This is a genomic window from Micromonospora alfalfae, assembly GCF_022230925.1.
GTDB classification, from domain to species: domain Bacteria; phylum Actinomycetota; class Actinomycetes; order Mycobacteriales; family Micromonosporaceae; genus Micromonospora; species Micromonospora alfalfae.
The window spans coordinates 134,237-145,953 of the sequence record NZ_JAKKFH010000055.1 but is presented as its reverse complement, the minus strand read 5'-3'; the positions used below and the strand labels follow the sequence as shown (position 1 = coordinate 145,953).

The window sequence follows — 11,717 nt, the reverse complement described above, 5'->3', positions numbered from 1 at the left end:
AACTTTTTATTTATATCACGCCGGACACCGGTCGCTGTCGCCGCCGTCGCGCGAACGCTGTGTGCGGCGGGAGTGGGGCGGGGCGGGGCGGGGCCGGGGGCGGGCGGGGCGGGGCCAGGGCGGGGTTGGTGGGGCCAGGGCGGGGTTGGTGGGGCCAGGGCGGGGTTGGTGGGGTTGGTGGAACGGGCTGAGCGCGGGCGGAGCCGTTGCATCTATACACTCAGTATATATACTGCGTGTGTATTGCTCGATGGTCGGGCGGCTCGGTCCCGGCGTCGAGCGACCTCTGGAGGTAGATCGATGCGAACCGTGAAGCCCGTCGGTGGACGGGGACTGACACGCCGTCGAGTTGTCGGAGCCGCACTGGTGGCCGGGGTCGGCGTACCGATGGGCATTGCCGGTGTCGACGGCCGCGCCATGGCCGCCACGGCCGGTCGGGGCCCGGTCCGGCTCACCCTGCCCCGGCCGACCGGGCCCCACCGGGTGGGTACGGTGGCGCTGCATCTGGTCGACCGTTCCCGACCGGAGCCGCTGGCGGGGCCGGGGCGGCACCGGGAGCTGATGGTCAGCGTCTGGTATCCCGCCCGGGACGTCCGGGATCATCCGCTCGCCCCCTGGATGACCGCCGCGTCGATGCGCATGCTGCTGGGCTCCGCCGGCTTTTCCCCCGACGCCGCGCTGGCGCCACTGACGGCCGGGCACGAGGGCGCGCCGGTGCGGCATCCGGGTCGGCGGTTACCGGTGGTTCTCTACTCGCACGGCGCCGGCAGCCACCGTTCGGACACCACGATCGTGGTGCAGGAACTCGCCAGCCACGGGTACGTGGTCGTCACTGTGGACCACACGTACGACGGGTTCAGCGAGTTCCCCGACGGCCGGGTCACCGTCCGGGAGGACGACTTCGACGCCACCCCGTGGACCTACACGCGCGACGTCCGGTTCGTTCTCGACCAGATCGCCGTTCTCGCGGCCGGGGGCAACCCCGACGTCGCGCACGCGCCGCTGCCACCTGGGCTGGGCGCCGCCCTCGATCTGAGCCGGGTCGGCATGTTCGGCTGGTCGAAGGGCGGTACGGCGACGGCCCTGACCATGGGCACCGACCGGCGGGTCCGGGCAGGGCTGAGCCTCGACGGCCCGATGCAGTCGCAGCCGCTGCCCACCGACCTGCACCGACCGTTCATGTTGATGACGGCGGAGTTCACCCGGGCCGCGGAGCCCGCCGTCGCCGAGTTCTTCACGCACCTTCACGGATGGCGGCTGAACGTGCAGGCCGCGGGGGTGGTCCACTCGTCGTACGGCGACAATCAGTGGCTCGTGCCGCAGCTGGCACGGATCATCGGGATGAGCGATGAGGAACTCGTCGGCTGGGTCGGCACTCTCGACCCCGCCCGCGCGGTCCGCATCGGGCAGGCGTACCCGCTGGCGTTCTTCGACCTGCACCTGCGGCACCGGGGCGGTCACCTCCTGAGCGGCCCGAGCCGGGCCTTCCCCGAGGTGGCGTTCATTCCGTGATGCGCTGATCGACTCGGCTTCCTGGAAACCGGGGCATCGCACCGGCCGGGACACCCCGACATCCAGGAACCCGAGTCGATCACGGCAAACGCGAAACGCACGGTCAGAGGCGGATGCCCAGGAGGGCGTCGACAGTGTTCGCGAAGAGGGCCGGCGCGTCGGGGTCGTCGGTGGCGCCGGCGAGGGTGGCCTCGGCCCAACGGTCGGCTGCGGCCAGGGCTCCGGGGGTGTCCAGGTCGTCGGCCAGGCGTGCGCGTACCTCGGCCAGCAACTCAGCCCCGGACGGCCCGGCGGGCGCGGCGGCGGCCCGCCGCCAACGGTCCAGGCGCTCGTACGCGGCGGTGAGCAGGTCGTCGGTCCAGGTGCGGTCGCTGCGGTAGTGACCGGAGATCAGCGCCAGCCGGATCGCCATCGGGTCGACCTTGTCGGCGCGCAGCCGGGACACGAAGACCAGGTTGCCGCGGGACTTGGACATCTTCTCGCCGTCCAGACCGATCATGCCGGCGTGCACGTAGTGCTCGGCGAACGGCGCCTGGCCGGTGAGCCGCTCGGCGTGCGCGGCGGAGGCCTCGTGGTGCGGGAACAGCAGGTCGTTGCCGCCGCCCTGCACGTCGATCCGGTCGCCGAGCAGGTTGAGCGCGATCACCGCGCACTCGATGTGCCAGCCGGGGCGGCCCGGGCCCAGCTCGCCACCCGGCCAGGACGGCTCGCCATCGCGGGCGCCGCGCCACAGCAGCGGGTCGAGCGGGTCCCGTTTCCCGGCCCGATCGGGGTCGCCGCCGCGCTCGGGGAAGATCTCCAGCATCTGCTCGCGGGTCAGGTTCGACTCGTAGCCGAAGCGGGGCGTGGCGGAGATGTCGAAGTAGACGTCGCCGGTGCCGTCGTCGAGCCGGTACGCGGCACCGTCCTTGAGCAGCACCTCGACCTTGTCGGCGATGTCCGGGATCGACTCGACAGCGCCCACGTAGTGCTCCGGCGGGATGATCCGCAGCGCCTCCATGTCCTCCCGGAACAGCGCCGTCTCACGCATCGCCAGGACCACCCAGTCCTCGCCGTCGCGGGCGGCCCGCTCCAGCAGTGGATCGTCGATGTCGGTGACGTTCTGCACGTAGCGCACCGGGCGGCCGGCGTCGCGCCACATCCGCTGCACCAGGTCGAACGTGATCATGGTGGCGGCGTGGCCGAGGTGCGTGGCGTCGTACGGGGTGATGCCGCAGACGTACATGCTTCCCGCGTCGGCCGGCTCGCTCGGGTGGACACCCTGCCGCGCCGAGTCGTACAACGCCAGTGGCTCGCCCCTGCCCGGCAGCCGTGGCACCTCGTGTCCCGCCCAAGACTCCATGGGATCAGCCTAGCCAGCCCGGCGACAACGCCGGAGCGCCCCACGGGTGATCAAGATGACAGCCTGTCACATGGGCGGCCAGGGCATCGCCGGCCAGTCCTCCGGAGGCTGGGGGAAGCAGCCGGTCTCGCGCAGCCTGTCGACCCGGGCGGCCACCTCGGCCACCTCGCTGATCGTCAGATGGTCGGCCAACTCCGCGCCGAGCGCACCGGCGACCTGCCCGGCCAGCGCGTCGAGCATCTCCACGGCGTCCGCTGGCAGCCGCTTACCGGCCCAACCCCAGAGCACCGTGCGCAGCTTGTCCTCCACGTGGAAGCTCACCCCGTGGTCCACGCCGTAGATCCGGTCGTCGGCGCCGACGAGCACGTGACCACCCTTGCGGTCGGCGTTGTTGAGCACCGCGTCGAGCACCGCGAGCCGGGCCAGCCGTGGGTCGTCGGCGTGGGCGAGGGCGTACGCGGCGCCGTCGTCGTCCTGGGCCGCGGCGATCGGGATCCAGCGTGGCGGCAACTCCCCGGCGGGCAGGAAACCGACGAGCGGTTCGGCGTCCTCCGGCTCGTCGATCCACAGCTGGCAGGAGCCGGGGCCGAACGGGCCGTCCCGCAGCACCGTGGGCGGCACCAGGTCCCATCCGGTGGCCCTGGAGACCAGGTACGCCGAGACCTCCCGACCGGCCAGGGTGCCGTCGGGGAAGTCCCAGAGTGGGCGCTCACCCCGGACGGGCTTGTAGACGCAGCGGGCGGTCAACCCGTCCAGGGTCAGGAGGCCGCGCAGCGTCGTGTTCGACGCGTCGACCAGCCGACCCTCCAGGTCGAGGACGCCATCACGCAGCAGCCGCAGCGCGGCGTCGCCGTCCTGGCGAGGCTGGAGGCCGGACGAGGTCACCGGTGATAACCGTTGTGCCGCGGGCAGAGGTGCCCGGCGGGGTCCAACGGTTGGCCGCAGAGCGGGCACGGTGGCCGGCCCGCGTTGACCACTCGCCGGGCCCGCTCGATGAACTGGCGGGTCGCCTGCGGGGTGAGCCGGACCCGGAGCCGATCCAGGTCCTCGTCCGGCTCTTCGTCCTCGTCGTCGTCCTCGTCGTCGTCCTCGTCGCCCAGCTCGACCTCGGGCTCCACCTCGCCCGCCGCGATGGCCTCGATCACCACTGTCGCGGTGTCGACGTCGAAGGCCAGCCCGAGCGTCCCGACCCGGAACTCCTCGTCGACCGGAGTGTCCAGCGGCTCGTTGTCGCCGATCACCGGCGCCAGCTCGGGCAGGTCCACCCCGAAGCGACGCTGCGCCTCGGTGAGCAGCTCCTCCAGCTTCTCGGCGAGCAGGGACACCTGGACCTTCTCCAGCGCGACGCTGACCAGCCTGCCGCCGCCGCGGGCCTGCAGGAAGAACGTGCGCTCCCCTGGCGCCCCGACAGTCCCGGCGACGAACCGCTCCGGCGGTTCGAAGGCGTGCACCTGGTGGGTCATACCCACGACCCTATCCGGCCCGCCCTGGCATCGCGCACCCCACCGACGCGAATCGCCACAGCGTCGGCGCGCCCGGCGTACCAGGGGTTACACCCGGGCGTGGCGGACGCCGACGCCCCGACCGACGGTGGTGCCGTGACGCGCCTCACCGCGACGCACCCGCTCCACCGCCGACGGCCGCGTCCGAGTCGGCCGCGCGGTTCGCGCGCCGACGCCGCTTGGCCGGCGGCGGCACCAGCGCCGCCAGGTCGCCACCGGTGTCGTTGAGCCGCACCAGGAACGGACGCAGCGGCGTGAACCGGATCGCCGTCACCGACGCCGGGTCGGCCACGATCCGCTGAAAGGCATCAAGGTGTACGCCGAGCGCGTCCGCCACGATGGCCTTGATCACATCGCCGTGGCTGCACGCCAACCAGACCGCCTCGGGCCCGTGATCGGCGTTCACCCGGGCGTCCCAGGCTCGAACCGCCGCCACTGCACGTGCCGCCATCGCCGCCATCGCCTCCCCACCCGGGAAGACCGCCGCGCTGGGGTGCTGTTGGACCACCGGCCAGAGCGGCTCCTTGGCCAGCTTCTTCAGCGGCTGCCCCTCCCAGCTGCCGTAGTCGCACTCGATCAGGCCGTCCTCGACCACCGGGGTGGCCTGCGGGAGCGCCAGTTCCAGGGTCTGCCGGCAGCGGATCAGTGGGCTGGTCACCACGGCGGCCAGCGGCACCGCCCGCAGCCGCTCGCCGACCGCTGTGGCCTGGGCGCGTCCGGTGTCGTCCAACTCGACAGGCTGGCGGCCGGCCAGACCGCCGTCCGCGTTCGCTGTCGTCCGGCCGTGTCGCAGAAGCAGGAGGGTCGCCACGGTGACCACCCTATGACCTGCCTCCGAGCGGGTTCGTCGCCCGTCGGCCTGCCGGGGTCCGCGTCGGCTCCACTGATCAGCGCGATCACCCGATTTGGCGGGAAACGCACGGTGTCGCGCCGCCGTTCGATAAAGTGCCATTTGCCTGGCGTGCCCGGGGGCCGCTGTCGGAGGATGTGGAACGCGATGGGCGACTCGGCATCCGCGCGGCCGTCGTTCACCGCGGACCCACAGGACGTGTACCGGGAGTTCCGGCACCCGTTGCTGGTTCTCGCCGTCACCACCGCGACCGCCGGCTTCGTCGACGCCTTCGCCTTCCTGCGCTACGGGGCCTTCGTCGCCAACCAGTCGGGCAACGCCGTCCTCCTGGGCATCGGCCTGGCCGGAAGGCACGCCGCCTGGCCCGAATCCGCGGCCTCGCTGGTCGCGTTCGCCGCCGGGACGGGCGTGGTCTCGCAGATCCGAGCGGCACCGAGCCGGTGGGCACCCTCCTCGCGGGGCCTCGCCTGCGCCGTGGCGGCCATGGCCCTCTGGGCGGCGCTCAACCTGCTGCTTCACCACGGCCGGCAGGGCGGGTCGGCACGGATCGGGCTGGCCGCCGCCGGCGGCTTCGCCATGGGCGCGCTGGCGACCCTGTTCGCCCGCACCGCCGGGATCGCCACGGCCGTCACCTACCAGTCGGGCACCGTGGCGAAGCTCGGTGAACGCGTCGGACGGTTGATGGCCGGGCCGGACGCCGGCCGATCGCGGGCCCGGCAGGGCATCTTCCTGGGGCTCCTGGCGTTGACCTGCTACGCCACCGGGGGTGGCCTCGGCGCGGTGGCGCAGGAAGACCCGCTCTGGGTGCCGGCCTGGGGAACGCTGGTCTTGTCCACCCTGTCGCTGCTGGTCCGCGTCCGCCGGTGACGGTGGTCGGCGGCGCGCCGGTGTGCCAGCGCTCAGCGCACGTCCGTCGCGAGCTGAACGTCCTGCACGAAGCACTCTGAGCGGTCCGCGCCGTAACGGCTCAGCACGTCCAGCACCGCGGACACCGCCTCGCGGTCCACCACCACCTCGACCCGGGCCCGGCCCACGAGATCCTGGTCCTGCCAGAACCCTCGGGGCAGCGAACGGGCGGCCGGTTCGGCGGTGGATACCGTGGCGTCGAAGAGCACGATGGCGGTGCCACCCGCGCCGACCAGCGCATCGCGTAGCTCCCGGGTGGTGGGCAGCAGTGTCGGGTTGACCGTCGCGGTGACCAGTCGGGCGTTCTGCGGCGGCCGGGAGGACCGCTCCGGGCCGCGTTCGCGGTCGGGCCCACGCCGACGCTGGGGCGCGCCGCTGCCGTTGAGACCCGCCACGCCGCCCAGGTGGTACGCGTCGGCGTCCTGCTGGGCGTGGTCGAGATTGTCCTGCGCCTCGGCGGGGGCACGAAGCCCGAGAACGGCCTGCACGGCGGCGGCGATCGCCCAACTGAGCACGAAGGAGAAGGCCACCACGGCGACCACGCCGACGACCTGGTGCCAGAGCAGGGATCCGCCGCCGCCGAAGAAGAGACCGTCCTTGCCCAGCGGGTTGACGCCGCTGTCGCCGAAGAAGCCGACCAGCAGCGAGCCGAGCATGCCTCCGACGAAGTGGACCGCGAGGACGTCCAGCGCGTCGTCGAGCCGGAGCAGGTACTTCAACCGCAGCGCGAAGTGGCAGACGAAGCCGGCGATCGCGCCGATGGCGATGGCGGAGAGCGTGTTGACGTACCCGGCGGCGGGGGTGACCGTCGCGAGCCCCGCGACCGCCCCGGAGACGCCGCCCACGACGGTGCTGTGGCCGTCCTTCAGTCGCTCCGCCACCAGCCAGACGATCATGCCGGCGGCTGCCGCCAGGTGGGTGTTGATCAGGGCCTGGGCGGCGAGGCCGTTGGCCTGGAGTCCGTCGCCGCCGTTGAAGCCGAACCACCCGAACCAGAGGATGCCCGCCCCGAGAATGGTCAGCGGGATCGAGTTGGGCGGGGAGGCGGTGCGTGGCCAGCCACGGCGGCGTCCGACGACGAGCAACGTGCCGAGCACGGCGGCGCCCGCCGAGGCGTGCACCACCATCCCGCCGGCCCAGTCCTGGGTGCCGAACTTGGCCAGCCAGCCGTCGGGGTGCCAGAGCCAGTGCGCGACCGGGGCGTAGACCACGACCGACCAGATCGCCAGGAACGCGACCCAGCCGGCGAACCTCAGTCGACCGGCCGTGGCGCCGGTGACGAGCGCGGGGGTGATCACCGCGAACATCATCTGGTACGCGACGAAGGCCAGGGTCGGAATCGTCACCTGGCCGGCGACCACATGCAGATGGGGGGCGGGTGGGACCTTGAGGTCGGTCAGTCCGAAGAGTTCGAGGTTGCCGAAGAGGCCGGTGCCGGCGTCGTCGCCGAAGGCGATGGTGTACCCCACCAGGACCCAGGTCAGACTGACGACGCCCAGCGCGACCATGTTCTGCTGCAACATCGCGAGTACGTTGCGGGTCCGGACCATGCCGCCGTAGAAGGCGGCCAGGCCGGGGGTCATGAACAACACCAGGCCGGTGCAGACGAGCACCCAGGCCGTGTCGCCCGAGTTCACCGCTTCCTGAGCGAGCATGGGAGCTCACCTCTCCTCTCGGTACGTCAGACGGTGTGTCGCACCGTGGTGACGACGGACTCCTTGACGCGTTCGTGGTTGGGCACCGGCGCGAAGTGCCGTTTGGGCAGCAGCAACAGCCAGGTGGCGATGTTGAACGGTCCGGTCAGCACCGGGATGGCGAGTGGGGCGAGCACGCTCGCCAGGGCCAGCTGCACGAACAGCGTCAGGGCGATGCCGAAGAGGGTGTAGAGGGTCACCAGCGCGCCGGGGCGGTGCAGCACAGCGCCCACAGCGATCGCCGTCAGCACCGCGTTGAAGCCGAAGAGGCCCTTGTCCAGCGAGGCCGCGTCGGCGCCGAACCAGAGCGCCAGCAGGGTGGCCCCGACGGTGCCGATCACCGCGAAGAGCGCCGACCAGCGGGAGTTGACCAGTAGCGCGACCAGGAGGATCACCCCGGTGACCCAGCTGTCGATCAGGAAGACCTGGGACACCCCGCGCAGGAAGGTGGGGATCAGGTCCCAGTCGAAGCGGCCGGTGGTCAACTGTCCCTCGCCGGGAAACGTCGGCTTGAGGTTGGTCTGCACCGTGAACCGGTCGAACTGGTACGCGGCCAGCAGCAGCACCCAGGTGGTCAACACGAACGGCATGGTGAACGCGGTCAGACCCCAGGTCTTGAAGATCGCGTTCAGGGCGAGGGTGACCACTGTCGTGCCGATCGCGCCGAGCACCAGGTAGAGCCACATCAACGGCCGGTCGTCGAGGAACGTCGGCACGGCGATGCCGGTCAGGAACGGGCTGAAGCCGAACAGTCCCTTGCGCAGGGAGGGCTCGTCCACCCGCAGGGCGAGCGCCGTGGCGGTGCCGACGAGCAGCCCGACGACCCCTCCCCCGAAGATCCGTGGCTGCCCGTTCTCGAACGCCCCCCAGGCGACCGCGACCAGGACCAGCAGGCCGGTGAGGGGGTTGTTCTGCAGGAGGACCTGCGCCGGCCCGCGCAGGCAGGCGTCGACGAACCCGAGCAACGGGTTGCCGTCACTGAGCCGGTCCCAACCGTGTGCCACTGCTGTCACGAAACGTCTCCTCGCCAGATCAACGCCAGCTGAACGCCGGCGGGAAGGTCCGGCCGGTCACCTCTTCCCGGGCGGCCACGCAGAAGGCGCGTACCGCGGCGCGGACCGGCTCGGTCTCCTGACCCAGGACCTTGAAGATGAGCCCGGCGTCGTTCGGCAGCCGGCTGACGGCGCTGGCCAGAGGGGTCTGCTCGTCCCAGACCGGCGTCGAGGTCCGATCGAAGACCCGGGCCGCCCGTTCGGGGCTGGTGAGCAGCACGACGTTGCCGAAGATGTGGAAGCGGTCCATGACCCCGACTCTCGCCACGCCGAACTGCCTCGGGGTCACCACGAACTTCTCCACGAACAACTGCCGGCCGTCGGGGCGTTCGGCCCGCAGGGAGCAGGAGAAGAGGTCGTACGCGAAGAGCTCGCCGTCGCGGTAGTACTTGCGGCCGGGTTGCAGGACCTCGCCGTAGAGCATCGTGGCGCTCTCCGGCAGGCGCACCCGGCTGTCGGTGACGAACCGGCTGGCCCGGTAGGGGATCGTCGGTTCCGGGAGGAACTCGAGGTAGGCGTCCTCGCCCAGGGTGAACCGCTGGACCTGAGTCCCGTAGTTCGCGTCCATCTCCTGGATCTTGGTCGCGGCCTGGGTGGTCAGGTGCGCCTGGCTGCCAGCCGCCAGGGTGACGTCCAGGTGCAGGCGGTCCCCCTGCAGGATGCCCCCGGAGGTGGTGAGGATCATGACGCAGGGAAGCTGCGGCATCTCCTCGTCCCAGTAGAGCGCGCGCTGCACCAGCAGCGGCGACTGCCGGTAGAGGTCGTGCAGGATCGTGCGGTCCCCGCGCCGCTCGAACCCGAGGCGCAGGATGCCGACCTTGCCGTTGGCGGCGGCCGGCAGCTGCGCCGGTTGGTCCTGGTACGGCGCCAGCTCCCGGGCACTGTCCAGTGTGATCATGCGACCACTTCGGCGTCGAAGAGCGCGTTGCGGCGAACCAGCGAGACCAGCTCGTCGATGCCCTCACCCGTCTTGCAGTTGGTGAACACGACCGGTTTGCCGTTGCGCATCAGTTCCGCGTCACGGGCCATGACGTCGAGGTCGGCGTCCACGTAGGGCGCCAGATCGGTCTTGTTGATCACGAGGATGTCGGACTTGGAGATCCCCGGCCCGTTCTTGCGCGGGATCTTGTCACCGGCGGCGACGTCGATGACGTAGATGAAGAAGTCCACCAGGGCAGGGCTGAAGGTCAGTGTGAGGTTGTCGCCGCCGCTCTCGATCAGGACCACGTCGCTGTCCGGGAACTTGGACTCCATGTCCTCCACGGCGGCGAGGTTCATGCTCGGGTCCTCACGCACGGCCGTGTGTGGGCATGCCCCGGTCTCCACGCCGATGATCCGTTCCTCGACCAGGACCCCGGTCAGCGCCCGCCGGACGTGCTTCGCGTCCTCAGTGGTGACCACGTCGTTCGTGATCACCAGTATCCGCAGCCCGTTCTCCACCAACCGTGGCACGACAGCCTCGATGATCGCGGTCTTGCCACTGCCCACCGGGCCGCCCACTCCGATACGACTTGCCGACTTCATCCTGTGACCTGTCCTTCCTGGGTACGTTTCCGCGGGGTGCGGATTCAGCTCATGAACATCCGCACGTGCACGTGCTGGTGCGCGGCGGCGAGCACATCGGCGTGCGGCCCGAAGGTCTGCATGTCGTCGAGGCTCGCGGTGCGCACCTCGTGGTAGTCGTCGGCGACCCGCTCGTTGACAGCGAAGAGGATCGACTGCGCGTCGAGGTGGTCCACCGGCATCAGCCGGATCGCCGCGCTGAGCACCGTCGAGGCCGCGCCGTACTGGTGGGCCGCGAACGCGTCCTGCTCGTCGACCCCGAGGTCGGCGAAGACCACGCCGAGGGCGACCGGATAGGTGACCGGCACGCCGTTGGCAGACTCGTCGATCCGCTTCTTGAGCAGCGTCTCCCCGACGATCCGGGTCGCGGCCTCGGCCAGCTTGCGACCCATCCGGACCGACATGGTGCGCGTCTCTTCGTTGATCTTGCGCAGGTGCACGGCCTGGTCGGCCTGGCGGATCCGTTCGAGGTCGCCGGCCCGGGCAGCCCGGTGGCCGGCGAGCACCGCCACCCCGTCCCCGGTTGCGGCGAGCCGGGTGACAGTCCGGACGTAGTCCTGCAGGGTGGTCCGGTCGTGCACGACGCCATGCTCGACGGCCATCTCCAGCCCGTTGGAGAACGAGAAGGCACCGACCGGGAAGACCGAGTCGCCGAACTGCAGGAGCTTCAGGGTTTCGGCCATCGTGCGCACCGTCCGGCCCCGCTCAGTTGAGGTCGGCGGGAAGGTGGGAGTGCGGTGTCGAGTCGGCGCCACCGAACAGCCGCCGCGACTCGTGCGGAGCGAGGTACGCGATGATCTCGGTGCCGGGGACGAACTCGTGCGTGATCCCGCTGAACGCGTGGGTTCGCATCACCGAATCCATCACCTTGCGGTCCACTGTCAGCGGCACGTACATCCGGGTGCCCTTGACCACTGCCGGCCAGTGCTGGTTGCCGATCGCGTGGCCGAGTTCGACGGCCGAGCGGATCAGCAGCTCGGCCGACTCGCCGCGCAGCTGGTCGAGGTGGACCACCATCACCTCGCCCAGTTGGACGCGGGCCACCACTGCCGTGGCGGTCAGGTCGTCCCAGGCCAGGATGTCGCCGTCGCGCAGCCGGACCCCCCGCGCCAGCGCCACGGACAGCTCCGCCCCGGAACTGGTCATCTTGCGGATCCGGCTCTTCTGGGCGTCCCACTGGTCCAGGACCAGGTCGTCGATGCGCGCTTCCTTCAGCCGGAGCGTCCAGTCCGGCTCGTTCATGTTGCCCAGCACCGATTCGACGAGCACGGGCGTCTCCTTTCCATGGTGCGCCCG

Annotated in this window: 12 protein-coding genes; 2 read left to right on the top strand and 10 right to left on the bottom strand. The window is 71.0% G+C overall.

Annotation, left to right across the window (positions count from 1 at the left end):
- The first annotated feature begins 300 nt into the window (after positions 1-300).
- Positions 301-1,512 (top strand): alpha/beta hydrolase family protein, encoded by a 1,212-nt coding sequence (locus MED01_RS32010; protein WP_238672185.1) that lies wholly within the window; start codon positions 301-303, stop codon positions 1,510-1,512.
- A gap of 103 nt (positions 1,513-1,615) precedes the next feature.
- On the opposite strand, the gene mshC is transcribed toward MED01_RS32010, so the two are convergent.
- The 4 genes from mshC to MED01_RS31990 form a co-directional block, all read right to left on the bottom strand.
- Positions 1,616-2,854 carry a cysteine--1-D-myo-inosityl 2-amino-2-deoxy-alpha-D-glucopyranoside ligase gene (mshC, locus tag MED01_RS32005; RefSeq protein WP_238672184.1) on the bottom strand — a complete coding sequence of 413 codons (1,239 nt, stop codon included), beginning with the start codon at positions 2,852-2,854 and terminating at the stop codon, positions 1,616-1,618.
- Positions 2,855-2,920: 66 nt separating this feature from the next.
- A complete protein-coding gene (locus tag MED01_RS32000) occupies positions 2,921-3,739 on the bottom strand; it encodes an SCO1664 family protein (protein ID WP_238672183.1) in 819 nt (272 codons plus the stop codon).
- A complete protein-coding gene (locus tag MED01_RS31995; protein ID WP_238672182.1) occupies positions 3,736-4,317 on the bottom strand; it encodes a DUF3090 domain-containing protein in 582 nt (193 codons plus the stop codon). The genes MED01_RS32000 and MED01_RS31995 overlap by 4 nt, the downstream gene beginning before the upstream one ends.
- A gap of 145 nt (positions 4,318-4,462) precedes the next feature.
- A complete protein-coding gene (locus tag MED01_RS31990; RefSeq protein WP_238672181.1) occupies positions 4,463-5,176 on the bottom strand; it encodes an MSMEG_4193 family putative phosphomutase in 714 nt (237 codons plus the stop codon).
- Between the two features lie 177 nt (positions 5,177-5,353).
- On the opposite strand from MED01_RS31990, the gene MED01_RS31985 reads away from it, so the two are divergent.
- On the top strand, positions 5,354-6,073 hold the full coding sequence (locus tag MED01_RS31985; RefSeq protein WP_238672180.1) for a DUF1275 family protein: 720 nt from the start codon (positions 5,354-5,356) through the stop codon (positions 6,071-6,073).
- A 32-nt stretch (positions 6,074-6,105) separates the two neighbouring features.
- On the opposite strand, the gene MED01_RS31980 is transcribed toward MED01_RS31985, so the two are convergent.
- Genes MED01_RS31980 through MED01_RS31955 form a run of 6 tightly spaced genes read right to left on the bottom strand, consistent with a single transcriptional unit; the run spans position 6,106 to position 11,690 of the window.
- Positions 6,106-7,767: an ammonium transporter gene (locus MED01_RS31980; RefSeq protein WP_238672179.1), complete on the bottom strand. Its 1,662-nt coding sequence runs from the start codon at positions 7,765-7,767 to the stop codon at positions 6,106-6,108.
- Between the two features lie 26 nt (positions 7,768-7,793).
- The gene (gene yut / locus MED01_RS31975; protein WP_238672178.1) at positions 7,794-8,819 is read right to left on the bottom strand and encodes an urea transporter; all 1,026 of its coding nucleotides are present in this window, start codon (positions 8,817-8,819) and stop codon (positions 7,794-7,796) included.
- 19 nt (positions 8,820-8,838) lie between these two features.
- Positions 8,839-9,756: an urease accessory protein UreD gene (locus tag MED01_RS31970; RefSeq protein WP_238672177.1), complete on the bottom strand. Its 918-nt coding sequence runs from the start codon at positions 9,754-9,756 to the stop codon at positions 8,839-8,841.
- A complete protein-coding gene (gene ureG, locus MED01_RS31965) occupies positions 9,753-10,382 on the bottom strand; it encodes an urease accessory protein UreG (RefSeq protein ID WP_238672176.1) in 630 nt (209 codons plus the stop codon). Before ureG ends, MED01_RS31970 begins: the two co-directional genes overlap by 4 nt.
- Positions 10,383-10,426: 44 nt before the next feature.
- Positions 10,427-11,104: an urease accessory protein UreF gene (locus tag MED01_RS31960; protein ID WP_238672175.1), complete on the bottom strand. Its 678-nt coding sequence runs from the start codon at positions 11,102-11,104 to the stop codon at positions 10,427-10,429.
- A 22-nt stretch (positions 11,105-11,126) separates the two neighbouring features.
- On the bottom strand, positions 11,127-11,690 hold the full coding sequence (locus tag MED01_RS31955; protein WP_051708532.1) for an urease accessory protein UreE: 564 nt from the start codon (positions 11,688-11,690) through the stop codon (positions 11,127-11,129).
- Positions 11,691-11,717: the final 27 nt, after the last annotated feature.

Coding starts and splice junctions, on each gene's coding strand:
- MED01_RS32010 (WP_238672185.1), top strand. CDS start 301: ATGCGAACCGTGAAGCCCGTCGGTGGACGGGGACTGACACGCCGTCGA.
- mshC (WP_238672184.1), bottom strand. CDS start 2,854: ATGGAGTCTTGGGCGGGACACGAGGTGCCACGGCTGCCGGGCAGGGGC.
- MED01_RS31995 (WP_238672182.1), bottom strand. CDS start 4,317: ATGACCCACCAGGTGCACGCCTTCGAACCGCCGGAGCGGTTCGTCGCC.
- MED01_RS31985 (WP_238672180.1), top strand. CDS start 5,354: ATGGGCGACTCGGCATCCGCGCGGCCGTCGTTCACCGCGGACCCACAG.
- MED01_RS31980 (WP_238672179.1), bottom strand. CDS start 7,767: ATGCTCGCTCAGGAAGCGGTGAACTCGGGCGACACGGCCTGGGTGCTC.
- MED01_RS31970 (WP_238672177.1), bottom strand. CDS start 9,756: ATGATCACACTGGACAGTGCCCGGGAGCTGGCGCCGTACCAGGACCAA.
- ureG (WP_238672176.1), bottom strand. CDS start 10,382: ATGAAGTCGGCAAGTCGTATCGGAGTGGGCGGCCCGGTGGGCAGTGGC.
- MED01_RS31960 (WP_238672175.1), bottom strand. CDS start 11,104: ATGGCCGAAACCCTGAAGCTCCTGCAGTTCGGCGACTCGGTCTTCCCG.